This window comes from Acinetobacter amyesii (assembly GCF_002018365.1).
Lineage (GTDB): Bacteria > Pseudomonadota > Gammaproteobacteria > Pseudomonadales > Moraxellaceae > Acinetobacter > Acinetobacter amyesii.
In genome coordinates this window covers 229,708-255,611 of record NZ_MVKX01000005.1, presented here as the reverse complement: position 1 = coordinate 255,611, position 25,904 = coordinate 229,708, and the positions used below count along the sequence as shown (strand labels likewise).

At 40.6% G+C, this 25,904-nt stretch carries 21 protein-coding genes; 12 read left to right on the top strand and 9 right to left on the bottom strand.

Translation table 11 applies throughout. From position 1 onward, the window contains the following. Nucleotides 1-41: 41 nt before the first annotated feature. Genes B1202_RS09715 through B1202_RS09700 form a run of 4 tightly spaced genes read right to left on the bottom strand, consistent with a single transcriptional unit; the run spans nt 42 to nt 4,959 of the window. The gene (locus B1202_RS09715) at nt 42-1,139 is read right to left on the bottom strand and encodes an ABC transporter permease (protein ID WP_078190451.1); all 1,098 of its coding nucleotides are present in this window, start codon (nt 1,137-1,139) and stop codon (nt 42-44) included. Nucleotides 1,140-1,156: 17 nt separating this feature from the next. Then, entirely contained in the window at nt 1,157-2,287 is a 1,131-nt protein-coding gene (locus B1202_RS09710) for an ABC transporter permease (RefSeq protein WP_078190397.1), read from the bottom strand. Then, the gene (locus tag B1202_RS09705) at nt 2,287-3,450 is read right to left on the bottom strand and encodes an HlyD family secretion protein (RefSeq protein WP_078190396.1); all 1,164 of its coding nucleotides are present in this window, start codon (nt 3,448-3,450) and stop codon (nt 2,287-2,289) included. Before B1202_RS09705 ends, B1202_RS09710 begins: the two co-directional genes overlap by 1 nt. 21 nt (nt 3,451-3,471) lie before the next feature. Continuing rightward, nucleotides 3,472-4,959: a TolC family protein gene (locus tag B1202_RS09700; RefSeq protein WP_078190395.1), complete on the bottom strand. Its 1,488-nt coding sequence runs from the start codon at nt 4,957-4,959 to the stop codon at nt 3,472-3,474. A gap of 348 nt (nt 4,960-5,307) precedes the next feature. Between B1202_RS09700 and serC the strand changes: the two genes are divergently transcribed. Next, on the top strand, nt 5,308-6,387 hold the full coding sequence (gene serC / locus B1202_RS09695) for a 3-phosphoserine/phosphohydroxythreonine transaminase (RefSeq protein ID WP_078190394.1): 1,080 nt from the start codon (nt 5,308-5,310) through the stop codon (nt 6,385-6,387). A gap of 605 nt (nt 6,388-6,992) precedes the next feature. Here serC and B1202_RS09690 read toward each other — a convergent pair. Further along, a complete protein-coding gene (locus B1202_RS09690) occupies nt 6,993-7,925 on the bottom strand; it encodes a hypothetical protein (RefSeq protein WP_078190393.1) in 933 nt (310 codons plus the stop codon). A gap of 266 nt (nt 7,926-8,191) precedes the next feature. Between B1202_RS09690 and B1202_RS09685 the strand changes: the two genes are divergently transcribed. Together B1202_RS09685 and B1202_RS09680 are read left to right on the top strand one after the other, a co-directional pair. After that, nucleotides 8,192-8,680 carry a YaiI/YqxD family protein gene (locus tag B1202_RS09685; RefSeq protein ID WP_372491130.1) on the top strand — a complete coding sequence of 163 codons (489 nt, stop codon included), beginning with the start codon at nt 8,192-8,194 and terminating at the stop codon, nt 8,678-8,680. Between the two features lie 5 nt (nt 8,681-8,685). Then, nucleotides 8,686-9,597, top strand: coding sequence for a DMT family transporter (locus B1202_RS09680; RefSeq protein ID WP_078190391.1), 912 nt, complete (start codon nt 8,686-8,688; stop codon nt 9,595-9,597). Here the strand turns inward: B1202_RS09680 and B1202_RS09675 are convergent. Continuing rightward, on the bottom strand, nt 9,594-10,163 hold the full coding sequence (locus tag B1202_RS09675; RefSeq protein WP_078190390.1) for a PilZ domain-containing protein: 570 nt from the start codon (nt 10,161-10,163) through the stop codon (nt 9,594-9,596). The two genes, B1202_RS09680 and B1202_RS09675, sit on opposite strands and share 4 nt — an antisense overlap. Nucleotides 10,164-10,191: 28 nt before the next feature. On the opposite strand from B1202_RS09675, the gene B1202_RS09670 reads away from it, so the two are divergent. The 3 genes from B1202_RS09670 to B1202_RS09660 all read left to right on the top strand — a co-directional run bounded on the left by B1202_RS09670 (nt 10,192) and on the right by B1202_RS09660 (nt 14,668). Next, the gene (locus B1202_RS09670; RefSeq protein ID WP_078190389.1) at nt 10,192-11,427 is read left to right on the top strand and encodes a lipoprotein-releasing ABC transporter permease subunit; all 1,236 of its coding nucleotides are present in this window, start codon (nt 10,192-10,194) and stop codon (nt 11,425-11,427) included. Continuing rightward, entirely contained in the window at nt 11,420-12,103 is a 684-nt protein-coding gene (gene lolD / locus B1202_RS09665; protein WP_078190388.1) for a lipoprotein-releasing ABC transporter ATP-binding protein LolD, read from the top strand. The genes B1202_RS09670 and lolD overlap by 8 nt, the downstream gene beginning before the upstream one ends. A gap of 105 nt (nt 12,104-12,208) precedes the next feature. Then, nucleotides 12,209-14,668 carry a DNA internalization-related competence protein ComEC/Rec2 gene (locus tag B1202_RS09660; RefSeq protein ID WP_078190387.1) on the top strand — a complete coding sequence of 820 codons (2,460 nt, stop codon included), beginning with the start codon at nt 12,209-12,211 and terminating at the stop codon, nt 14,666-14,668. A 32-nt stretch (nt 14,669-14,700) separates the two neighbouring features. Here the strand turns inward: B1202_RS09660 and B1202_RS09655 are convergent, their stop codons facing one another. Continuing rightward, nucleotides 14,701-15,669, bottom strand: a complete 969-nt coding sequence (locus tag B1202_RS09655) for a lysophospholipid acyltransferase family protein (protein ID WP_078190386.1) — start codon at nt 15,667-15,669, stop codon at nt 14,701-14,703. A gap of 128 nt (nt 15,670-15,797) precedes the next feature. Here B1202_RS09655 and sppA point away from each other — a divergent pair, with 128 nt between their 5' ends. Both sppA and B1202_RS09645 read left to right on the top strand, forming a co-directional pair. Further along, on the top strand, nt 15,798-16,823 hold the full coding sequence (sppA, locus tag B1202_RS09650) for a signal peptide peptidase SppA (protein WP_078190385.1): 1,026 nt from the start codon (nt 15,798-15,800) through the stop codon (nt 16,821-16,823). Beyond that, the gene (locus B1202_RS09645; protein WP_078190384.1) at nt 16,820-17,629 is read left to right on the top strand and encodes an alpha/beta fold hydrolase; all 810 of its coding nucleotides are present in this window, start codon (nt 16,820-16,822) and stop codon (nt 17,627-17,629) included. The genes sppA and B1202_RS09645 overlap by 4 nt, the downstream gene beginning before the upstream one ends. Before the next feature lie 74 nt (nt 17,630-17,703). On the opposite strand, the gene purN is transcribed toward B1202_RS09645, so the two are convergent. Together purN and purM are read right to left on the bottom strand one after the other, a co-directional pair. Then, nucleotides 17,704-18,333, bottom strand: coding sequence for a phosphoribosylglycinamide formyltransferase (purN, locus tag B1202_RS09640; protein ID WP_078190383.1), 630 nt, complete (start codon nt 18,331-18,333; stop codon nt 17,704-17,706). A gap of 9 nt (nt 18,334-18,342) precedes the next feature. Continuing rightward, nucleotides 18,343-19,413 carry a phosphoribosylformylglycinamidine cyclo-ligase gene (gene purM, locus B1202_RS09635; RefSeq protein ID WP_078190382.1) on the bottom strand — a complete coding sequence of 357 codons (1,071 nt, stop codon included), beginning with the start codon at nt 19,411-19,413 and terminating at the stop codon, nt 18,343-18,345. Between the two features lie 134 nt (nt 19,414-19,547). On the opposite strand from purM, the gene cxpE reads away from it, so the two are divergent. From cxpE to B1202_RS09615, 4 genes are all read left to right on the top strand, one after another. Beyond that, nucleotides 19,548-20,765: a chloramphenicol efflux transporter CxpE gene (gene cxpE, locus B1202_RS09630; RefSeq protein ID WP_078190381.1), complete on the top strand. Its 1,218-nt coding sequence runs from the start codon at nt 19,548-19,550 to the stop codon at nt 20,763-20,765. An 18-nt stretch (nt 20,766-20,783) separates the two neighbouring features. Further along, complete coding sequence (hda, locus tag B1202_RS09625; protein ID WP_078190380.1) at nt 20,784-21,488, top strand: DnaA regulatory inactivator Hda; 705 nt, start codon at nt 20,784-20,786, stop codon at nt 21,486-21,488. A 118-nt stretch (nt 21,489-21,606) separates the two neighbouring features. Beyond that, nucleotides 21,607-23,418 (top strand): rhombotarget A, encoded by a 1,812-nt coding sequence (gene rbtA, locus B1202_RS09620; RefSeq protein WP_078190379.1) that lies wholly within the window; start codon nt 21,607-21,609, stop codon nt 23,416-23,418. Between the two features lie 24 nt (nt 23,419-23,442). Further along, nucleotides 23,443-25,857, top strand: a complete 2,415-nt coding sequence (locus B1202_RS09615; protein ID WP_078190450.1) for a CSLREA domain-containing protein — start codon at nt 23,443-23,445, stop codon at nt 25,855-25,857. The last annotated feature ends 47 nt before the right edge of the window (nt 25,858-25,904 follow it).

The following is a 25,904-nucleotide window of genomic DNA, read 5'->3' as shown; positions in this document are numbered from 1 at the left end:
ATTTCGCTTGAGACCAGACATGTCTTACAGCACAAACAGTTTTATCTTTTGGCAAACTTTAAACGCCAGACAGCCAGACATAAAAAAATCAGTCCAATACTTGTGAGGTAAAGCAGTTTTGGGATGACGATTACTGTAGGCACACCCATCTGATTGAGTTGAAGGAACATTTGAATGCCTTGGGTCGAAGGTAATGCTTGAGCGAGTATTTGCATCCATTCAGGCATAGCTGCATGTGGCCATGCCGTTCCCGAAAGTAGAAAAAGCGGAATAGAACTAAAAACGATGACATGTCCTGCACGTTCTGGTAGGTCAAGAAAGGTGGCTAGATAGAGTGTCATTGCAATAATACAACTGAGGAAGATGGGCACAGCAATGAACATGCCCCAAAAATTTCCACCCCGTGGATAGTCATTCAGCCAAAAGGTAAAACCAAATAAATAGAAGCAGCCCAAAGTTCCTATGGTCAAAATACACAAGAAGATGCCAGCCAATTGTGTATAGCTCGGACGCCAAGTGGTGTTTTGTCGATAGGTCGCAATCAGCATGCACAGACCCAATAAAATCGTCTGATGAATAATTAAGGGTGCAACCGCTGGGAAAATATAGCTGCCATAGCCTGAAAGTGGATTAAATAATGGAATCTTATGGATAGATAAAGCCGGGCTAAAATCGGATATGTTCTGGAATTTTTCTGCATATTCGACGAGGGCATTTTCCATCGAACTGGCTAAACCTAAGCCAATTTTTTGCGTCTTTAGAAAGTTTGCAGCACTGAGATATAAACCAATTCCACCGGTTTCACCACGGCGAATGCTATTTGAAAGATTACTCGGCAGCAGTAAAATCCCGTCAGCCTGCTGACTTCGGAGCATATTTTCAGCTTCAGCAAAATTACCAGTCACAGCTCGAATTTCTACATTGGGACTATTGGCTACGGCACCAATAATCGTATTGGTGAGTATGCTTTGTTCCTCATCCACCACAATGATGGGGAGCGAATCTGCGTGTTCCGCTTGATAAGCAATGGGATAAAAAAAACTGTAAAGAAAAACAGAAAGCACCAATGTGGTAAAAATCGAACTGTGCTTCACAATATCTTTAAAGGTTTGAATATAGTGTCTGAATAAAGCTTTTATATATGTTGAGATTTTATTCATATGACTTGCTCCTTCAGTACTTTACGTAAAAAGAAGCTGGCAAGAACAAAATAGAACAGACAGTAAATGATCAGGGTGACAAGCGGTGTGATTGAAATGGAGATAGGGCTACCAATGACCCATTGTTCAGTTTGTAATTTGGCATAGGGTGTATAGGGAATAATATTCGCCCAGAACTTTGTAAACATTGGCGCGTTATTCAGCGGTAATGTTACCCCTGCAAAACTCAGTGATGAGCCCCCATATACAGCGATAAAACCAAAAGATTTGGTGAGATCACGTGTCGCCAAAACTACAGTAGAGCTGATAAAGGCATAGGCTGTATAAAAAAACAATTGCCCGAGCAAAATTAGCAGTAATGAACCCTGAACAAACCACCCTCGAAACACGACTAGCCACAACATCCACGCCCATGTCCAAGCGGTAAAAATGAAAACATAACTGAGATTTTTAGCGATTAAAGCTTGAAAGACAGAACTTGGATTCACCCATTGATTTACAGTGCCATAATTGAATTCTTGACCAACCGAAAATGCGACGCAGCAACAGAGTAATAAATGCAGAATCGCAGGAATCATATAAGGCTCTAAATAGAACTCATAATTTAAACCCGGATTATATAAAGGTGAAATTTTGACATTGGGCGTCGGTGCATCGAGGTAGGGAATAGTATTTTCTAAATACTGATGACCACTAAAATCGGCCATGGCTTGCAATGTACTTAGCAGCATGGCTGATGAAATACTATTGCCGACACTAAAATAGCTTTGGTTATAGGCAATGCTGACTTCCGCATCTTTTGCTTGAACCAGTCGTTGCTCAGCGCCAGCAGGAATATGAATATAGCCCCAAATTTGAGTCTGATTTAAAAGCTTTTCAGCATCATCCATGCTTGGTGTAATGGTGGCTACTTTTAAGGTATGGTTCAGCTGCGCAAAGTGGGTAATGTTACGGCTTAAACTGCTTTGGTCTTGGTCTATGATCGCAATGGGTAAATGATCTGGTTTGCCTTGAGCAAACATATTGGTAAAGAGCAAAATCACAAGGGCAGGGGCAAGTGTGACCATACACAAGTCCCATTTATGCTGCATCAAATAGCGAAACTCACGCAGAATGCCCCTAAACATTATTTACGCTCTTCAATTTTAAACAACACGCTCATACCCACTTTTAAGTCAGCAATTGGCTGAGCGGGTTTCAGTTGGACTTTAAAACTACGAATGTCATAGCCGCCCGTTTGTCGCGTGGTTTTAATCGTTGCAAATTCACCTTCGGCTTCGATGTGATCAATTTTAAACTCGGCAGATTTGTTTAGCGCCGGTATAAATCCTTGCATGGTCTTGAGTTGATACACTTGAGCATACTGGTCTTCACGGACATTTAAGCTAATCCATAAGCTATCATCTTGAATCAGGCTTACAACGGGCACACCCATTGCAACTAATTCTGAAACTTTGCCATAGGTTTTTGAAATGGTGCCATTGGACGGTGCAAATAACTTCGTTTCAGCCTCAAGTGCATTGGCTTCAGCCAACGCGGCTTGCGCAATCTTGACTTGGGCATCTGCCGAGCTTTGTTGTTGCGGTGTACTGCCACGTTTTGCACGCGCATATTGTTGATAAGACGCTTCTGTCATTTGTGCAGCAGACACTGCGGCAGCTTGCATTTCATCACGGCGTTGTCGTGAAATCACACCTTCTTTATAGAGGTTTTGACCACGTTGGTAGGTGGTTTGCGCCAATTGTTGCTGTGCTTTTAGACTTTGCCAATTGGCATATAAACTATCAATATTTTCTTGTTGAGAGCCGCGTTCAGCTGTGGATTGCAGTGCTTGGGCAGATTGGAGTGCAGCTAAAGCCTGTTGTTTCTTTGCATCGACTTCAGGGCTGGTTAAACGGACCAGCGCTTGACCTGCTTGTACTTTTTCACCGTCATGCACATATATTTCTTCGATACGACTGGGTACTTTGGTACTAATGTGGATGGTTTCAGCCTCAACTCGACCTTGTAATTCAACCTGCTTGGGCTGATAACTTTTCCATAAGCCAAATACAATCAATGCCAAAAGCAGAACCAAGACAATGCCAATCCCGAACTTGATCAAAGCAGATTTATTGTGACTATGCGCAGAGGTATTTTTCGTCTTTGCATCGGTATTGGTATTCACTTTCTTTGGAGTATCCTCAGCAGTATTTGCTGTAGATGAAACGTCTGAAGTCGAGACATTGGATTGGGATGTTTCAGCTTTCGCGGAGGCATCTTCTTGGTGATCAGTTGGTTCCTGATTCATGTTGTTTCCCCTCAGCTAAGCTTAGCGAATATAGTCGGTGTGTGATTGATTGATATAGCTTTGGAACTGGTCAATGCTCCCGTGACTTTGTAGCAGTGTTGCGAGTGACATCACGTATTTATAAGCATTGAGTGCCATTTCACTTTGCAGCCCGCTCAGTGCATTTTGTGCATCAATGACTTGCGTGGCCGTACCCATATCTTCTTTAAATGAAAGCTGTTGGATTCTTAAATTTTCTTGCGCGGCTTTTAAATTTTGCTGCAACAACAGATGACTTTGCTGAGCGCTGGTGACTTCATTAAACGAGCTATAAATTAGGCTTTCAATTTCTTGTTTGGTACGTTCAGTCATTAATTCAGAAGCATAGCGTTGAAGTTCAGCAGCTTGTACGGATTTGTTTTTATCAACACCTGAAAATAAGTTGTAGCGAGCGGCAACACCAACGATCCAGTTTTGTTTATCGTCGAGACTATATTCACCAAAGGCAAAGACGTTGGGTTTTTTTGCTGCGCTTTGGGCTTTTACATTGGCACCGGCCAATTGACTGTCCAATTGCATTTTACGCACCAAACTAGACTGATCCTGATAACTTTTCAGTAAGGCAGTTATATTTTGATTGTGTTGCTGATTGATAAATAATGGCGTTGAAAGATCGGTAATTTGGCTGCTTTGCATTAAGTTATTTAACTTAAATAAGCTTGAGCGAAGATTCGCTTCAGTATTTTGAAAAGTTCTGAGCGCATTATTCTTCGCCACTTCAAATTGCATACGCTGGCCTTTGCTAATGAAACCCTGTTGTTCCATTTTGAGCGCATTGGCATAGTGTTGTTGCATCGCATTTAAATTGAAACGGCTACTTTCAACTAATTTTTTTTGCAATTGAGCATTAAAATAGGCTTGGATTAATTCAAAACGTTGCACATCTTGTTGTTGTTCACTGCTAATCGCGCTGCGTTTGGCTTGAATATTGGCAATTTCCTTGGCGCTAGACGTTAACCCACCGGTATACAGCGGCATCATCACGGAAACGGTAGGGCGGATTACTTGATCATCTAAGACCACCTGTGACGAATCCGGAATTAAGCCCACACCATCACGGATTGGCTGTTGTAGACTGTCCTTTAATGGGTCTGCCAAATCACTCGGTAAGCTTTCATCAATTTTATTATTAATGCCATTACTCAGTGTTTGTTCTAAGTTGTTTTTTAAGGCACCGAGGGGGATATCGAGTTCATTATGAAAGGCATAGGCACGGACGTTTAAATCCACACGAGGTAAGCCGAGTCCTTTCATGGCCTGAGCTTGAAGTTCGGCAGATTGTTGTAGCGCTTGGTTGGCCTGAGTGCTATACGAGCTGGTGAGTAGACTTTGTTCTGCTTGGCTATAACTGATACTTTGCGCAAGTACCGTGGGGCTAAATAAGCCACTCATACAACCAAGGCCAAGCAGCAATCCTGAACGAAATGTATGTTTAATTTTTATAGAATAATCTGTTCGAGGTAGAGGCATAAAAACACACTCACAGCTAGGATGGGTTCATTATAGTCATTGTGATGAAGTTGGGTAAATTCACTAAGTTGTTGTATTGTTTCATATACATATGTAAATAAATTTTATCTTTGCAGCGCACATCATTTTTCTCACATCAAGACCTTAAATTAGCATCAATTCAAGGTGTAAAAAATATCAGTAAATCTAATAATTTGAATTAAGAAGAATTAATTTTGATCTTTATTGAAATTTTGACTTCAAATGTCAGACAGCATTGGAATATTTTCAGCTTAAACTACTGCAAGCACGCGTCAGATATGGTTAAATGCCATCATTTTATTGTGTTTCACTTTGAAAGGAAAACTCATGCGCGCGTACAACTTCTGTGCTGGTCCTGCTGCATTACCCACTGCCGTTTTAGAAAAAGCTCAAGCTGAAATGCTTGACTGGCAAGGCAAAGGCCTTTCGATCATGGAAATGAGCCACCGTAGTAAAGACTATGTTGCTGTGGCAGAGAAAGCAGAAGCTGATCTTCGTAAGCTGATGAATATTCCAGACAACTATAAAGTGTTATTCCTTCAAGGTGGCGCATCACTTCAATTCTCTGCGATCCCATTAAACCTATTGGGTAAAAACAGCAAAGCAGACTATATCCACACGGGTATTTGGTCTGAAAAAGCGTTGAAAGAAGCACAGCGTTATGGCGACATTAATGTTGTTGAAGCGGGTACGAGCATTGACGGTAAACTTGCGATTACTGATCAAAGCACTTGGAACTTATCTGATGATGCGGCTTATGTGCATTATGCAGATAATGAAACCATTGGTGGTCTTCAGTTTGCCAACATTCCTGAAACGGACAAACCATTGGTAGCCGATTTTTCATCAAGCATTTTATCTGCACCATTAGACGTATCTAAGTTCGGTTTAATCTATGCAGGCGCTCAGAAAAATATTGGTCCTGCTGGTTTAACTTTGGTGATTATTCGTGATGATTTATTGGATCAAGCGAAAGCAGATATTCCAAGTATCTTGAAATATTCAGCTCAAGCGAAAAATGGTTCAATGGTGAATACACCTTCAACTTATGCATGGTACTTATCTGGCCTTGTTTTTGAATGGTTACTTGAGCAGGGCGGTGTAGACGCAATTTATAAAGCGAATATGGCAAAAGCTGAATTGCTTTATGGCTATATCGATTCAAGCGATTTCTATGCAAATCCAATTGCAAAAGAATTCCGTTCAATCATGAACGTACCATTTACTTTGGCGAATCCAGAATTGGAAAAACAATTCTTGAAAGAAGCTGAAGAAAACCACTTGCTGAATTTAGCTGGTCACCGTTCAGTGGGTGGTATGCGTGCAAGTATTTATAATGCTGTTCCGCTAGAAGGCGTTCAAGCACTGGTTAACTTTATGGATGACTTTGCGAAACGCAACGCATAATCCTAAAGGAATAAAAAAACCGGCATTTGCCGGTTTTTTTATTGAATAGATTAAAAAATAAAAGTATGTAACACGTATGCACAAATCAGCATACCTAACATAAAAAATAAGCAGGACATTGGCTCGATTTGATATCGAGATTCCATGTGATGGTCAACTTGCGATAAGTTTTCTTCTTGCACGACTTTCATAGATATTCTTTCCGATCTATTTATCGTTAATTACTATTTCTTAAACGCATTTTTAACATAATTATTTGATTAAATAAAGTACTATCTGCCATAAACTTACTAAACTATTTAGTTTATTTAAAAATAAGCAACCGAATTGCTAAATTTAGTTTCATAAATTTCCTATCTTATTTATTTATATTAGATTTTTATATTTTATCTTTTGCAGATGGATTTATTTTTCATCATTATTTTGAATTTAATATTGTGGATAAGTTATTTTAATTTGAATTTAAAAATAGAATAAATCGACTAGTTTGTGGATAAAAAATATACAATCATTTAAATATTCAGCGAATACACATGATTAGCGAGAAATAAAAAAACCGCACTGAGGCGGTTTTTTTATTTGAAAATAGGTTTTTTGAATTCAAATTAGGCAGATTTTGCGTAAATATTGGCTTGTATCCACAGGTTGCCACGAATATATTGCCCAACATTGAAATCTTTATGCGCCGGATTTCGTGTTGCAACACGAACAATCACCGCTTCTTGGTTTTCTTCGTGGATTAAGGTCACATCATACAGCGTATAGTCTTGCTCTTTAAATTGCATGGCAGTTTTGCCAACAATATGCCCTTGGAACCATGCTTCATCTTCTTGTCCGAGGTTTTCACCATATAGGTATGCAACCATTTTAGAAAAATCGACGGTCACTGGTGCTTTGTCATCTTCAGACTTTGGTTGCCACGCTTTAATTTGTTCGTGTAAGTCTGCAGGGGCAACACCATTATTTGCTGCCAAGATATCGTTTAAAGCACGATGATGTTTAATCGATGCAGGATCGTCAACGACAAGCTGTTCATGTTCTGCGACAGCTTCGAGTTCATAGGCCCAAGCATTGAGTTGCACACTGTAGCTTGCATCTTTTTCATATTGGTCGTGATTGACGCTATATAAACTATCAAAAGCATACACACTGGTATTTGTGCCTAAGTCGAGGCAAAGCACTGCTTGTGTATTGGATTTACAGGTAATAATACGTTCAATGGTGGCTTTGGTTTTATATGGGCTATCAAAACTTGGAAATGCAGTTTTAACGGCTTTAGGTTTATTATTTTCTACCGCAATCACTTGGCACAGTTGAATCGACGCTTGTGATGGACCTTGAATCAGCCAGGTACTTTGATCCATATCAGATTCTTGTGCGCATAAGCCCATCGGCATAATGGGTGCATCCAATGCCTGACCCAGCCAAACTGGTACATCCGTTGTCGGGTTGCCTGTAAGCAAATTCCAATGTTCAACATGACTACCAAAAGTTTGATCTTCAATAGTGATAATTTCAGGGCTATTTTGTTTTTTCATATGCACAATTGATATTGGGTTGGTTTCATAATTAATAAATCGAGGGTTATTTGAAATTTTCAAGTCACCGACGTCATATTTATCATGAAATCATGCATAAAAAATGTTTTCAGTAGGATTTAAATGTAAAAGCATTGGAAAATAAGCCCAAGTTGGAGTCATTTTGCAGCTTTTCGATTCTCATGATTAGAGAAATGTAGATCCATTCAGCGGATGCAGATCCCCAAATTGTCATGTAGATTTGTTACTATGAGTCATGTTTAAAAGTGAATGGAAAATCAGTGCTGCCATTTAAATTATGGGTGGATGCAGATGCGTTACCACGCATTTTACGTGATGTAATTATTCGTGCTTCTGATCGTTACCAGTTAGAAGTCACTTTTGTCGCCAATCAAAATGTTGGGATAACGCCTTCGGTGCGGATTAACTCGATTCAAGTCATGAGCGGGGCGGATGCAGCGGATAAAGAAATTATTCAGCGCATGAAAGAGCACGATATCGTGATGACACAGGATATTCCACTTGCTGCTGAAGTGATTGAGCGGGGCGGTATAGCGATACATCCACGCGGAGAGATTTATACCACAGCAAATGTCAAAGCACGTCTACACTTGCGCGACTTTATGGATACTTTACGGGGCGCAGGTGTACAAACTGGTGGTCCAGCCCCGATTTCTGAACGTGATAAGCGCGAATTTTCCAGTAGCTTAGATCAAACCATTCAAAAGCAAAAACGTAAAACGGCACAGAAGTAAAAACCATGCCATCTAAAACAAATCTAGCGACGACCTATGCGCTGTTGGTCTTTATTTGGTCGACCACGCCACTTGCCATCGTTTGGAGTGTCAGTGATATCAATGCGTTTTGGGCACTGACATTACGCTTTTTTATCGCATTACCCTTGGCTGTCGCATTATTGTTTATTTTTAAACATAAACTGCCGATGGATAAAACCTCGCTGCACAGTTATTTGGCGGGGGCGTTTAGTTTTATTGGTTCTCAGATTTTTACCTATATGGCAACGGCCTATCTCAGCTCAGGTATTATTGCCCTGATGTTTGGTTTAGCGCCAATTATGACGGGGCTGATCGGTCGTTTCTTCTTTCATACCTATCTGCATCGCTTGCAATGGATTGGGATGTTGATTGCCGTCTGTGGTTTAGCCATTATTTGCTTAGGCGGCAGTGATCAGCACGTACAGCCTGTTGGTATTGTCTTAATGTTAATGAGCGTATTCGTCTACTGTATGTCGATTTTTTGGGTGAAAAAAGTCAATGCGCCATTACAGCCCATGTCTCAAGCCACAGGTTCGATTCTTATCTCAGCACTATTTTCTGCCGCGATGTTACCGTTTATTTGGCAGTATGTACCGACACAGATGCCTTCAACTAAAGCGCTCATTGGCTTATTTTATGCAGTGATTATGGCTTCATTGATTGCGATGTTTTGTTATTTCAAACTGGTACAAAACATTAAGGCGACAACTTTGTCTTTAACAACAGTTCTCACACCGATGCTTGCGATGTTGTTCGGGGCACTGTTAAATGATGAAAAATTAACCTTGATGGTGTTCTTAGGGGCGATTGTACTGTTGACTGGTTTATTTGTGTATTTCTACAAAGACTTACAGGCAAGTCGTGAGCTTGCCCGAAAAACACAAGCTTCGAATTAAAGCTTTTGCTGAGTCAGTGCGATGCATTCAGCCAATTTAACCCGGTCTTGAGGGAGCAGCGTGATAAAATAGGCACCCGTACGGTACAAGTTGCTTTCTTCTTCACGGCTATAAACCACTTGCGCAGTTGCCGCAATATGGAAGAAATTTTCAGGGTGGCTTAAGGTCACATGGATATAAGTACCTTCTTTAATCGCGCGTTCGCTAAAAAAGCTCAAACCAGTCTCTGAAAAATTCACATGCTCAGGCACTGGTAACATGCTTTGTACAATTGCGTCGTATAAAGAACCCGTAATAAGGTTTAACTTTTGGTTAAATAAGGATAAGATTCGAGCAATTTGTTGATCTTTCTCAGCTAATTGTTCTAATTCGTAGTTGAGTGCATGATCAAATTGATCTAATTCAGCAAGTAGTAGAAAATAGCGCGGCAATACAAAATTAGGATCGTAAGGATCATTCAGTGCAACATCATCAGAGATAATCTGATAGTTGATGCGCAAAGCAGCATCGATACGCGACATTACACGGCGTTCAGTTTGAACGCTTTGATGCTGTAAATTTTCCATAATATATATTACCTCGGACTAGATGGTTATGTTTAAACCAATCTCGCTGTATATAGGGTTGAGATACACTCGCGCTCGGCGCAGTAACCACTTTATTTCTTTTATTGCTCTGGTATCCATGATCGGCCTCACGCTTGGTGTGGCAGTCCTTATTACAGTTTTATCTGTGATGAATGGTTTCGATCGTGAGCTGAAAACTCGTGTCTTAGGAATGATACCTCAAGCCACTGTTTCTTCAACACAAATTTTAACAAATTGGCCTGAACTTGCAAAAAAAATTGAGCAGCATGAGCATGTTCAAGGGGTCGCACCATTCACCCAATTACAGGGAATGTTGACGGCACAAGGTCAAGTGTCTGGCATTATGGTCAGTGGGATTGAACCTCAGTATGAAAAAAAGGTATCAATTATCCAAGACCATATGGTGGAAGGCAGTATCGATAACCTGAAAAAAGGTGAGTTTGGTATTGTCCTTGGCAAGCAAATGACAGATGCCTTAGGTTTAGGCTTGAATGACAGTGTGACCTTGGTGCTTCCTGAAGCAACACCTTCTCCTGCTGGGGTCGTTCCGCGTTTTAAACGATTTAAAATTGTGGGTATTTTCAGTATTGGTGCAGAAGTTGATTCGATGATGGGCTATGTGGCCCTGAACGATGCGTCGACTTTATTAAGACTGCCAGATGGTGCACAAGGCATCCGTATGAAGTTGGATGATATTTTTGCAGCGCCACAAGTGTCTCAAGAAATTGTGCGTGATCTACCTGCAAACTTCTATGCTTCAGATTGGACTTATACACACGGCAATCTATTCAGCGCGATTCAAATGGAAAAGGCAATGGTAAGTTTATTGCTGTTCTTGATTGTATTGGTTGCGGCATTTAATATCGTGTCTTCATTGGTGATGGTGGTCACTGATAAAAAATCCGATATTGCCATTTTGCGTACTCTAGGCGCTTCACCGGCTACAATCACGCGGATCTTTATGGTGCAAGGTACAGTGATTGGGGTCATTGGTACGGTGTCTGGGGCGATTTTAGGGATTATCGCTGCATCGAGTATTAGTAATTTAGTCGGTTGGTTGAATACAACACTGGGCTTAAATATGTTTGATGCTTACTTCATCAACTATTTACCGTCTTATTTAAGATGGCAAGATGTTGTGGTGATTGTGTCCTTATCATTGGGTCTTAGCTTTATCGCGACTATTTATCCGGCTTTACGTGCAGCTAAAGTTCAACCTGCAGAGGCACTACGCTATGAGTAATTTAGTTTTAGATGCCCAAAACATTACCAAATCTTTTACCGATGGGAAGTCTACAGTCGATGTGATTCGTGGACTTTCATTACAAGTCAAAGCGGGTGAGTTTGTTTCGATTGTGGGGTCAAGTGGTTCTGGTAAAAGTACGTTGTTGCATGTATTGGGTGGCTTAGATCGTCCAACATCGGGTCAAGTGTTGATTAATGGTCAACGCTTTGACACTTTAGGTGAAGCAGAGCGTGGTTATATACGTAATGAGCATTTAGGTTTTGTATACCAATTCCATCACTTACTACCTGAATTTACCGCCTTTGAAAATGTCGCAATGCCATTAATGTTACGGAAGTCGAGTAACTTCAAAGAAGTCAAGCAGCAAGCTGAATATCTCTTGGAACGCGTTGGACTTTCCCGCCGTATGACACACAAACCCGGTGAGCTTTCGGGTGGTGAACGTCAACGTGTGGCTTTGGCCCGTGCATTGGTAGCAAAACCTAAGTTGATGATGGCTGATGAGCCTACAGGGAACTTAGACCGTAAAACTGCAGTGAAGATTTTTGAGTTGCTATCTGAGTTGCGTAAAGAATTTAACATGGCCATGTTAATTGTGACCCATGATGAATATTTAGCGCAATCTGCCGATGCGATTTTGCATATGCAAGATGGTTTATGGGTAGATGACTAAGCGCTAAATTGATTTCGCAAAAATTAGTGGATTAAGATTGTTTGATTGAAGCTCACCTCGGTGGGCTTTATTATTGCCAGCACATAATAAAAATAATGATGACTCATGTTGCAAAGCTTTTGTATTGGCTGGATTTCAGGCATTTCTTTTATGGGGTTCAGGTTTTGGAATCCACAACTCTCGACAGCTCAGTTACTTTTTATCGTCCTGATTTGGCTAGGTTTACAGCTTTGTATTTCACCAAAACTAAAAAGTATCTTTTCGAAAATCTTACAGCTCAGTACAAATTTATGCATGGGTGCAATTCTCGGCTTTAGTTTCGCTAATACTCAACTCGATCAGCGTTTGGCATTGGTTGAGCATCAGAGCAGACAAGGCGAGTTTATTGCGTATATTCCACAGATCAGCCAACTCAAAGACCAAGCGATTCAGCAAAAAATCGAAGTGCTCAATCTGAATAATCAGATTCAATATTTTATGGCGTATTTACCCAATTCAATTTTGCAAAGTCATGAGCAGACGATCCAGTTGGTTCCTGGACAATATTATCGAATGTATGGTGAGTTACGACCTACCCAAAGCTATGTGACAGAAGGTGCATTTGACCAAGAGCGGTGGAGCGTACAGCAAAATATACATGCTAGTTTAAAGGTGAAGTCGGTCGAATTGATACCACCCCAACAAATGACTGCAATGGGCTATGGCCAGCAGTATCAACGACATCAAGGTGTGTTACATCAGTTCAAAATAAAAGTCGAACAGCAGCGTTTATATTTAAGAGCGTTTATATACCAACAGCCGCTGCGGAATCATGGCTTGCTGCTAGCACTGCTTACAGGTGATAAAAGTTTACTCACTGAAGGCACCAGTGAGTTATTTCAACGCTTTGGGATGAGTCATTTACTGGCGATCTCTGGTCCGCATGTACTGGTTTTTGCCAGCATGCTCTGTTGGGCGATGCAGTTGGGTATCCGTAAATATTGTCCCAAAATTTATCTCAAATGGCCTAAACAATATGTATTGGTCGTGCCCTTTATCTTCTGTGTCCTTCTATATTGCGCATTTACTGGCTTTGAAATACCTGCACTGAGAACGCTGACGATCTGCCTAGTCGCCAGTAGCATGCTTTTGTTACGGCAAACCATTCAGCCTTTTCAACTGCTGGTTTTTAGTGCCGCAATTTTATTGCTCGTGGATCCCTTTAGTATTTTATCCGCAGCATTTTGGTTGTCTTATGGCGCATGCTTTATTTTACTGCGGATTTATCAAACCTTAAGGAAGCATATACTGTCTCAAACAGAAGTCATTTTTTGGCAAAAGTTAAAACATTCAATGTGGTTGATGGTGGAATCACAATGGAAAATCTTTGTTGCCTTATTTCCATTGATGGTGATTTTTTTCAAGCAAGTCACGTGGATTAGCCCATTAAGTAATTTATTCGCCATCCCGTGGCTAGGGGCAGTGGTGGTTCCTTTAGATATCATCGGAGGGGCACTTTCATATATTTCTACACCTTTGGCGCATTTGGTCTTTTTATTCAATGATCTTTGTCTAGAAGTGTTATATGTATTTCTCTATGGCTTAGATCGACTCTTTGCACCACAAATGCAAGATGTCGCATTGACGTCCACTCAGATCGTACTGTTGATACTCACGATAGTAATCTTATTTTTACCTGAAGGAATCTTGCCAAAATATTGGGCGGTCATTGCCTTTTTTGCTCTGTTTATCCAATGGAAAAATTCAGCAAATTTTCAACTTTCAATTTTAGATGTGGGGCAAGGGCAGGCGATCTATATCCGTTCTGTAGATCATCACATGATGGTGGACTTCGGTGGAAACTATGATGAAAGTCAATTTAGTGTCGGGCAGAATATCATCCGGCCATTTTTGAGTGTGAATGGTGTCCATCGACTAGATCGGGTGTTATTGACTCATTTAGATCAAGACCATAGTGGTGGCTTTTTCTCATTGGAGCAACAGCTTGATATTGGGCAGCTTTCAAGTAATGAGCGGGTACAAACCACGAACCAAGCTCCACAGCGCTTATGTCAGCGTGGTCAGCAGTGGAATTGGGATCAGCAAGTCTATTTTGAAATACTCTCGCCAAAGCCTGAAGATCTGACAGATGCTCATTGGAATGCCAATGAACGCTCTTGTGTACTGTATGTGATGGTCAAAGGCGTCAATGGGCCACGACGTTTTCTATTGATGGGGGATGCGGGTTGGGAGACGGAATATCAAATATTACGTGATTATTCAGACCTAAAAGTCGATGTCTTGGTACTTGGACATCATGGTAGTCAGCACAGTTCATCCTATGCATTTTTAAACCATTTTAAGCCCAAGTTGGCGATTGCTTCTGCGGGACGCTTTAATCGTTATGGGCATCCAGCAAAGATGACCCAAACACGACTCAAACAATTAGACATTCCACTCTTGCAAACTGCACAGAGTGGAAGTATTCATTTCAAGCAAAATAAACAGCAAATCGAGTTGATCGAAGAGCGAACAAAGTATAAATGGCTCGATCTATATCGCAGCCTATCAAAAGAATCCGAATAGAGAAACTCGCTCAAGGGCAGGGCTTGAAGATGTTATTCAGCCACTGTCATTGTTTGCTGTTGTTGATATTCCTCACGAATATCATGGATGCGTTGAGCAGCCTCTTCATCACTAATATTGTATAGATTTCTCAATTTAGGATTGGCTTTAAAACGTTTATAGCTCCAATGATAATGCTCTGGATAACGATGAATTAAATCTTCCACTGCTTTAAAGATAACCATCGAGCCATCATCTGCATTGCCTTGATAAATGCTTTCATCGATGGGTTCGATATGCATATCAAAACCATGATTATCATTACGAATGGCGTACAGTAAGAGCGCACGTGCTTTGGTTTTTTGAATCAGTTTGGCACTTAAATTACTGGTTTTTAATGGGATGCCAAAATAAGGGATCATTTCACCGCCGGCATTGGGCGTATGGTCTGGCAAAATCACCGTCGTCCCACCTTGTTTTAACGCTTTGAAAATTTGACGAACACCTGATTCATCGGTTGGAACCAATGTTGCTTGCTCGCGGCTTCTTGCAGCACGAACAAAGTTGTTGGCAGATTCGCTTTTCACTGGCTTGTACATGATGGTCATTTTGGTGTACTGCGCAATCCACGCATTCATGATTTCCCATGTGCCAAAATGCGGGACCACAAGGACAACGCCTTTTTGTAAGGCCAGCGCATCATGTAAATATTCAGCGCCATGTACGTGATGAATTCGTTGAATATTTTTTTCAGTACTTGCACCCCAAATGTTGAAAAATTCAAAATAAGAACAAAGTTCGTTTCGAATCGCTTGTTTGGTGAGTTGAATGCGAGCTGACTCTGATAATTCAGGCAATGCAATTTTCAGATTGCGTTGAATCGTAGAGTAGGTTTTAGAGATTTTTAAAACATTGACTAACCCAGCCAAACCTTTTGCAATTAATCTTGAAATTTGAATAGGTTGACGGCTGATAAATTTTAACAGGTGATATGTGGTGTCCTGTGAATTTTGGTCGGTCATCTTGTTTAAGTCTGATACAAATGAAAGAAAATTTAAAATAATTATAGGGGAAAATGAATTGATTAGACAGTTATAGCGATTAGCGTGTATATAATGACTACAAATTAACGATTAACTAGGTTTTTTTTATGTCCGAATGGCCACCAAAACCTGAAGAAAAACAGCAAAGTTCTTCAAACAATATCCAGCAGCCAACTGGAAATGAATGGAAAATATTAGAAAAAGCCGTGCTTTCTTCCGTTGAGGAACAACGTAGAGCACGTAGATGGGGTATATTTTTTAAATTTTTAACCTTTGCTTATTTGCTATTTATTATCATTGCGATGGCAAAAAGTTGCAGCATGTCGTCATCTGATCCTGCAGCAACAGCGGGTTCACATATTGCCGTGGTTGATATCATTGGGACCATTGCAGCGGACAAGCAAAGTGTAAACAGTGCAAATACCATCAAAGCTTTGAAAAAAGCCTATGAAAATAAACAGAGCAAAGCGGTTGTTTTAAATATTAATTCACCGGGCGGTTCACCTGTTCAGTCAGATGAAATCTGGCAAGAAATTCAGTACTTGAAAAAAGCCCATACCGATAAAAAACTGTATGCCATTATTGGTGATACTGGTGCTTCAGGTGCGTACTATATTGCTTCTGCCGCAGATGAAATTATTGTCAACCCTTCAAGTTTAGTGGGTTCAATTGGCGTGATTATGCCGAATTATGGTGTTAGTGGTTTGATGCAAAAGTTTGGTGTAGAAGATCGCACCATGACTTCGGGTGAGAACAAAGCGATTTTATCCATGACTCAACCTGTCGATGCTGCACAAAAAGCACATGTTCAAGGTGTACTCGATAACGTTCATGCGCATTTCATTAATGCCGTGAAAGAAGGTCGCGGTAAGAAATTAAAATCGAATGATCCGGCTATTTTCTCAGGTTTATTTTGGACGGGTGATCAGGCTGTGAAGCTGGGTATTGCTGACCGTACAGGTAGTTTGAATAGCCTGAAACGTGAATTGAAAACTGAAAAAGCTGTGAACTATACCATTGAAAACAGCCCATTTGATTCTGTGCTAGGTCGTATGGGAAGTTCATTTGGTCAAGGTTTGGCAAGTGCATTGTCACAACAGGTTCAATCTGAAAACAGCACGAAGTTACAATGAAACCGTTAATTCATTTTGCGCACGCCAATGGCGTGCCATCACAGGTTTATCAAAAATTGTTTGATTTACTGAGTGATGAATATGATGTGATCTATGTGCCGTTACTTGGGCCAGATAAGCGTTACCCAATCGATAACCATTGGAAAAGCTTAACACAGCAAGTAATAGACAGTATTGTACGTCAGGCCAATGGACGTAAGGTGATTGGATTAGGTCACTCATTAGGTTCGGTTTTAACATTTCAGGCTGCGTTACAACGCCCAGAGTTGTTTGAACAAGTGTTAATGATTGATCCGCCTATGATCATGGGGAAAGAGTCTTTTGCTTTGCACATCGCCAAACTCCTCAAACTAAAAGTCGTCGATAAAATGTCGCCGGCAGGCTTGTCGAAGCGTCGTCGTGATCATTGGGACAGTCGTGTACAAGCAGCAGAGCTTTTAAGGCCGAAAGGTTTTTATAAAGATTTCGATCCAGACTGTTATCAGGCCTACATTGATCATGCTTTGATGGACGATAAACTGCGTGGTGGGGTGGAATTAACGATTTCACGTGATGATGAGGTTCATATTTTTCGAACAAACCCTTCACTGTGGTGGTTACCTCAGGCTCAACCACAAGTGCCTGTACAGCAGTTAATTGCAGAGCAGGGACCATTTTTGGCTCGGCACTTTCCACAAATGGTCGAGAAAAAATTTGCGATTCCATTTAAAGTTGTTGGTGGGAGTCATATGTTTCCATTAGAAAAACCAGTAGAAACGGTGGAGTTAATCAAACAAATGTTAGCGGTTCATACCAAACATGAATGATTAAATGTACTCAAATAAAAAACGCATCCGAGGATGCGTTTTTTTTTTCTATTTAAAATAGATAAAAACTGATTTTAAAACTTGCAGAATTGAACAGGTGCTTGCATCGGTTGATTGCGATATAACACCCCATCTACAGTATGTTGGATCGTACCATTACAGATCCATTCTGCGACTTGAGGGTAAATCACATGCTCAAGCACATGAACGCGATCTGCTAAACTTTCAGCATGATCATGCACATTGACTTTAAGCACACCTTGAGCAAGCGCTTGGCCAGCATCTAGCTCTGCAGTCACGTAATGAACTGTACAGCCATGGAAGACATCACCAGTGTTTAACACACGTTGATGAGTATGCATGCCTTTATAATTTGGCAACAAAGAAGGGTGGATGTTAATCATTTTCCCTTCCCATGCTTTGACAAATTTAGCGCTTAAAATGCGCATAAAGCCTGCCAAAATCACCAAGTCAACATCCCAGTCGAGCAGTTGTTGATGCATTACATCATCAAAAGCTTCACGACTTGGATATTGTTTGTGTTCAATGACTGCAGTTGCAATCTTTGCTTTTTCTGCACGTTGCAGTGCAAAAGCGTCAGGTTTATTGGAAATTACCCCAACGATTTGACCTGATAGATTGGCATCGATCAGGGCTTGCAGGTTGGATCCGCTGCCTGAAACAAGTACAGCAATTTTAATCATGAACGTTGCTTATGCGAAAACTACACGGATTTTTTCGTCAGCGCCTTCAACAGATTCAGCATTGTCTGCAATGTGACCCATTGTGAATGCTTTCTCGCCAAGGCTGTTGAGTAATTCAACAGTTTTGTCAGCATCAGCTGCATCAACCACGAGAACCATACCTACGCCACAGTTAAATGTGCGGTACATTTCAAATTGTTCAACACCACCTTCTTTTTGAAGTAGTTTGAACAATTCTGGCCATTCCCAAGATGCTTCATTCACTACCGCTTGAGCACCATTTGGCAGTACGCGAGGTAAGTTACCCGGTAAACCACCACCAGTGATGTGTGCCATTGCGTGTACATCCACTTCTTTCAATAACTGAAGAATTGGTTTTACATAAATACGAGTTGGTTCCATTGCTGTATCTGCAAGTGGACGACCATCAACGATTTGAGTAAGGTCAACGTTTTTCACATCTAAAATTTTACGAAGAAGTGAGTAACCATTTGAGTGTGCACCAGAAGATGCAACACCAACTAAAACGTCACCCGCTTTAACTTTAGAGCCATCAATAATTTTGCTTTGCTCAACTACACCTACGCAGAAACCTGCAAGGTCGTAGTCTTCGCCTTCATACATACCTGGCATTTCAGCAGTTTCACCGCCAACCAATGCACAGCCTGCAAGTTCACAACCCGCACCGATACCAGTCACAACATTTGCTGCAACGTCAACGTTGAGGTGGCCAGTTGCATAGTAGTCAAGGAAGAACAGTGGTTCAGCACCACATACGAGAAGATCGTTTACGCACATTGCAACCAAGTCTTGACCAATTGTGTCATGACGGTTCAAATTCAATGCTAAACGTAATTTTGTACCAACACCATCTGTGCCAGATACGAGAACAGGTTCTTCATAACCTTTAGGAATTTTACAAAGAGCGCCGAAGCCGCCTAGACCGCCCATTACTTCAGGACGTGCAGTACGTTTCGCGACAGATTTGATACGATCGACTAACGCGTCGCCCGCTTCAATGTCGACACCTGCATCTTTGTAGCTTAAACCAGTGTTTGGGGTAGAAGTTGAGTTGCTCATAATGAAGTCTCCGCATTCGCGCGGGGATTATAACCTGAATATGCAAAACTCTTATGCTATTTCGCACTAAAATGTTATCTTTATTAAAATATTTTCTTTTCTATAACGATTACATTGAAAAAAGGTGACTTTATATGGGTGATCGCACCTTGCGCCGAATTTTTATTCTTGCTGGGATAGCATTGATCCTATGGGTTTTATACTTATTAAAGCCTGTAGTTGTTCCTTTTATCGGCGCATTTCTAATTGCATATTTATTTAGCCCTTTAGTCGATAAATTACATAAAATTGGTTTGCCGCGCTGGTTGTCGATCAGTTTGGTCTTTGTTGGAATTGGTGTCGCTATTTTCCTTGCAATGTGGTTCCTCGTACCACTGGTATGGGAACAGTTGATGTATGCGAAAAACAATATTCCAGGCAATATTCACTGGGTGAATTACACCTTCCTGCCATGGCTATCTGAAACATTTAATCTTGTACCAATGGAAATTGATACCGAGCAAATGTCAGCAGCGATCATGGAATATATTCAAACCAATTATAGTGCAGACAGTATTCAAGCCATGTTATTAAAAGTGGCTCAATCAGGTCTGAACTTCATACAAATTGGTGGCACGATTGTCTTAATTCCAATCATTGCCTTCTATTTCCTATTAGATTGGGAACGTATGTTAGAAAACATGCGTCGCCTTATTCCACGCAAATACGAAAAAAGCACATTAACCATCGTAGGCGAATGTCATGAAGTTCTAGGCGCATTTGTAAAAGGCCAGTTCTTGGTGATGTTCTTGTTGGGCGTTGTATATGCGGTTGGACTTCAATTGGTGGGTATTGAGGTTGGCATCATCATCGGGATGATTGCAGGTTTAGCCAGCATTATTCCGTACTTGGGTTTTGCAGTCGGTATTATTTCGGCAGTTGTGGCATGTCTATTCCAATTCGGTTTAGATTGGGTGCATTTGGCCTTAGTGCTGGTTGTCTTCATGGTGGGACAGGCGATAGAAGGTTATATCCTACAGCCGTTCTTACTGGGTGACAAAATTGGTTTGTCTCCAGTGGCCGTGGTTTTTGCAGTACTTGCAGGCGCACAATTGGCAGGACTGCTCGGAATGCTCATTGCATTGCCAGTCGCAGCAATTATTGTGGTGTTATTACGTCATGCGCGTGAAAATTATGAGAAAAGTAATTTATACCGAAATGATGTACTCGTGGTGAATGATGCTGAAATTGGCACATTAAGCGTAGAAACCAATCAAATTGCTGTCGATATTGAGCTCAAAAATCAGTCTGCAAATTCGCTGCAAGATCCTGAAATTTCGAGTAACATTGAACGATCAGAACATAAAGATTGATAAGGCCAAAATATAGATATGCGTCAATTGCAGTTAGATATAGAACCTCAGCTCGATGCCCGAATTAGTGATTTTTCTGGGCCGAGTTGGGGACATGTAATCGATGGTGTACGTCAATTACATGCAGGATTAATGAATCGTTTCTATATCTATGGCGGAGCTGGCACAGGAAAAAGCCATTTACTGTCTGCAATATGTGATTCATATTTAGAAATTGGCAAATCAGCAATTCAAGTTTCATTGCTTGAATTGCTAGATGCGCCCACTGAAGCGATTACTTCACTAGATCGCTATGATTTGGTGGCTTTAGATGATATTGAAGCCATCAGTGGAGTTCCACATTGGCAAAAAGCCGTTTTTCACCTGATTAACTATAATAACGAAGAAGGTGGTCAATTGGTCTTTTCATCTCGACTAGCGCCAATTGAACTCAAACTTGAACTGCCAGACCTACAGTCTAGATTAACTCAGGCTGTTAGTGTGAAAGTGCCGAATGGTAGCTTATACGCAGACCGTCAAGCGCTCGTGAACTCTGTTTTAGCGCGACGTGGCATCCATATGGATCAACAAATTGTGGATTATTTGTTGGCACATGGGCCACATCAGGCGTCTATTTTACTTCGTTCTTTAGAACAACTGATTCAGATGTTAAAAGGTGAAAAAGTCAAATTGAGTCATGCCAATTTAAGACAAATTTTTGCCCTAATTGATGAATATCGGTAAGCAATAAAAATTCTTGAGTAATTACTCAAGCTGTGACAAAGTACATAAAAATATTTTAATGTTGCAAGGATTGTGCAACTTAAGAATAAAAAGATAAAAAATATTTAAGGAGATGGATATGCTCAAACAGAGCATAGGCATTGGCATGCTTCTCATGGCAGGTCATGCATTTAGCGCAGAAATTATCGTTACAACCACTGAAGATGTTGTAAAGGATGACAAGGAATGTTCACTTCGTGAAGCCATAGAATATATCAATAATGGTATGCCAGAAGCCGGATATAATGGTTGCGGGGGTAAAGACGCCTATGCCTCAATTTCTCTGAAAAAAAATGAAGTTTATAAACTCACTAAAAAAATTGATATTAAAGCAGAACTTAATCTGAAAACGGCGTATGACAGTAACGTCAATGAAGATGTCGTACTCGGTCTTAATAATGCCGTCATTGAAATGACGGGTAAGGATCAAATTTTTAATATTAATGATGGCGAAAAAGAACTACTTGCTATCAATTTTAAAGAAATTTCATTTAAAGGATGTAAGCAAGATCAATGTGCTGATAAAGGCGGAATCATTTTTAATAATGAAAAACTCACACTTGAAAATGTAAAGTTTGAAGATGGCTATGCACGACTTGGTGGTGCAATCTACAATGTTGGATTTTCAGAAGATGGCGCAGCTGTAGCCAGCCGTCTATATATACGAACCACGATTTTTCAAAACAACAAAGCGGTAGATGGGGGTGCAATTTACTCAGAAGCACCGGCTTATGAAATCTATACATCTTTGTTCAAAAATAATGAAAGCACTTCTGGTCGAGCGATTGTTTACAATCAAAATGGGCTCGCAGACATCAGCAAGTTGGTGTTCAGTAACCCTCAAAATATCATTGCCAATAGCACCTTTTTCAAAAACAAAGGTTTTGCTGTCAACTTACGTGATGGTTTAGCACTCAATAATATTACAGTACTGAAGAACAGTGGCGGTATCGAACTAAATAGTACCTCTGAGCATGCTTATTTAGCCAATAGTGTGGTGATTGGTAATGCGCTCAGTGGTACCGCTCAAGATTGTAAAGTCGTGAACTCAGGAACAGACCAATCTGTTTTTTATAACAACTTAGTGGCTGCGAGTTGTCCTGTTGGGCCTGCTGCAAATTTAAATGATGTGTGGTCTGGGACGAGTTTAATTGCGGGTGAAGATGAAGGTAGCTGTAAAACCTTAACAGAAGATCGTAACGCACTTTTCTGTCCATTTACCACAGCAAATAACGCATTTATTGGTTATTTACGTCCTCGTATTTTATTAGATTACGAAACGATTTTCTCAAGCCCGATATTAAATAAGGGGAAGACAACAGCAGATGGCAATGAGCATCATGTGTATTGTGAGTCTTCTGATCAGCGTGGAAAAAATCGTAATTTGGATGATGTTTGGTGTGATCGTGGGGCTATCGAAATTGTGGTTCCTGTGAGTATGCCTCGATTAGGTAAAGACATACGTACAGGTGAAGTGGCCAAGTTTAATATTTTAGATGCATTAGGTGACAGTGATTTAATTCCAAAAGAAGAATGTACAAAAGTGATGGGTATGGCAAATCCTACGGGTGAGCCATGGCAAGATGGTTGCCCAATAATTGTACAAAGCACCGAATCTAAAGGTAAATTTACACTGAATTTGAATGGTGATTTTGAATACACGCCAAATGGAAATTGGCATGGCGCAGATATTTTTGAATTGCGTGTGGTGACGTCTTCAACCCGTTTTAATACTTCGGCAAAAAATTATTTAGCTGCAGAAGTGCGTATTTTCCAAGAACCAAACAATGAAATGGAAAGTAAAACCGTTAAAACATCAGGTGGTGCTCTAGGCTGGGCGAGTATTTTTGCGTTGCTTGGCTTAGTTGGATTTCGTCGCTTTAAAAAATAGTCTGGATAGAATTAAGGACAGCACATGAAAAATTATAAAAAAGGATTGCTGGCGGTCATGGTCCTTGCGGCTATGTCATCTATGGCAGCGACAAGTAACATCATCAAAGTTACGACCTTTGATGATGAAAATGGAGAAAATCTCAATCAATGTTCTTTACGTGAAGCAATTGAAACTGCGCGTAAAAACAAATCTTTTGGTGGATGTAATGTCGGCAATCCAAATAATGGGCAGACCGATTATATTCAACTTGAAGCAGGTGAATATCTTCTGACCAAAGGTGAGTTAGTTCCGCTCAATCAGATCGTGATTGAGGGGAAAAGTCGCTTTAACTATGATTCAAAAAATTTACTGACGCAGAAATTTCCTGCCTATGAAGATATTAGAACGACGATTAATGCCCAAGGCAAATCGCGTATTTTTAATACTTCACGCTCAGAAGCCAACTTTATCGTCAATAATGTACGCCTTACTGGCGGGATGGCAGAAGATCGAGGTGGTGCTTTGTATTTAGGGGGAGCATTTACCTTAAATAATGGTGCGATAGAAAACTCTCAAGCCAAAGTTGCTGGCGGTGCAATCTACTCCGTTGCGCATAATATGTCGAAAAAAACATTATTGGTGAGCAGTTTAGTTCAGGGTAACGTTGCACCTAAAGGTAGTGTTGTTGCTATGGACTGTATCGGGAACTTGGGGGATACCCAGCCTGAAATTGTGTTCCAGCAAAGCAGTATTATTCAAAATGGTTCATCCACGAGTAATAGTGTGATGGACTTCTGTGGAAATGCCAAAGTTGAATTGACAGCAAATACGATTGCAAAAAACCAAGCAAATCCAAGTACGGGTAGTATTATCCGTGCCATTTCTCAGGGAACGGAACGTTTAAGTGCTTTCTCTAGCTTCGTTTTAACCAGTAATACAATAGTCGAAAATAATGCGGCTAGTACCTATTATTATGATAACAATGGTACAAAGGCTTGGTATTTCAATGTATTGGCCTACAATACTGGTGGAAAATCTTGTCGCTATCTGAATAATGCTGTACCTGATAATAGTCAAAAATTTGTTGCAAGTAATAATGCATTTGAACTGGCAGCCGCACAGTGTGATTTACCCGAAAGTGTGCTGAATAGTACGGAAAGCTTTCTGCAAAACCATGATGTAAGTAGCTATGCTTTGGGGACTTTATTAAGCGCCCTACAAACAAAATCTGCTTATAACTTGTATTTACCTTTGTATTACCCGAAAGCAATCGGCAGTGGTTTTGACTTGATCAATCTTGGCTTAGATGGCTGTAGTGATGCGGATCAACGGGGCATTTTGCGGATCACAGATGGTACCTTACAGTTATCACCTACGCAAAGAAACACATGTGATATTGGTTCGGTTGAGTTAATGAATTTAACCGCAGCAGATATGGCAGATATTACCAATGAGTCTTTAACAGCTCTGCAAGATAAGTATCAAAATACAATTGATGCCTTGAAAAAGGATATCGACGATCCAGATTATGCAGAATACAAAGTTGCCAATCAGGATGATTTAACAAAGTACGAAGCGGTATTAAGTGCATTAAAAAATAACCTTAAATATCGTGCAGTTTATTTTGATCCATTCCCTGCATCATTACCTCAAGAAGAGTCAGTGAATGGTAGTGCTGAAACACGACAAATTGCCTTAAATGCAGACAACTACACCGTGACGACTTCACCAATCGGCATTGGTAGTGAAATTACGGTGTCTAGTACAGGCGAAGCAAGTATCGTAGGTAATCCACCACATGACCTACACTGTGATTGGGATGCGGGAATAAAACAAATCGTTATATATCGCACTAGTGGGGCAACAACAGCGCCTACCGAATACGGTTTTTGTAAATATACGCTAAAACAAAAGACAGGGAGTCAGGCGGAATCCTCTGGTGTAGTACGTGTGGCCTTTAAAAATATGACCCCAGTGGCAAAAGCTGCCCAATATACGATTAGTCCTTCAAATAATTTGTCTGTTACCGTCAACAATTTATTAGAAAATGCTAATGATGATGGTGATGGTCCAGTTGCATCTATGCCAGCGGGTAAATCGGTATGGCATAAAAATGAAGAAGGCCAAATTATTCCAATTCGTTTTACGAAAATCCCAGCAGGTTTAAACTTTGAAGCTGAGTATAGTGGTAGCTGTCCGGCAAGTTATTTAAAGGAAACCTGCTACGGTGGCAAAATCACCTTCTCTGTAAAAAATGGCTTTAGTCAGTTTGACTATCCTGTTGAATATAGCGTTATCGATAGTGACGGCATTGCATCAAGTAATGCAATTCTGACCCTTAAGAATACCGCGAAAAATACCAACTCTTCTTCTAGCGGCGGTGGCTCAATGGGAGTATTTGGACTGTTGGCATTGATTGGTTTAGGTGTTTATCGTCAGCGTCGGTTGAGCAAGTAAGACAATAAAAAAAGCCTCGATAAGAGGCTTTTTTTATGGCTTAACTA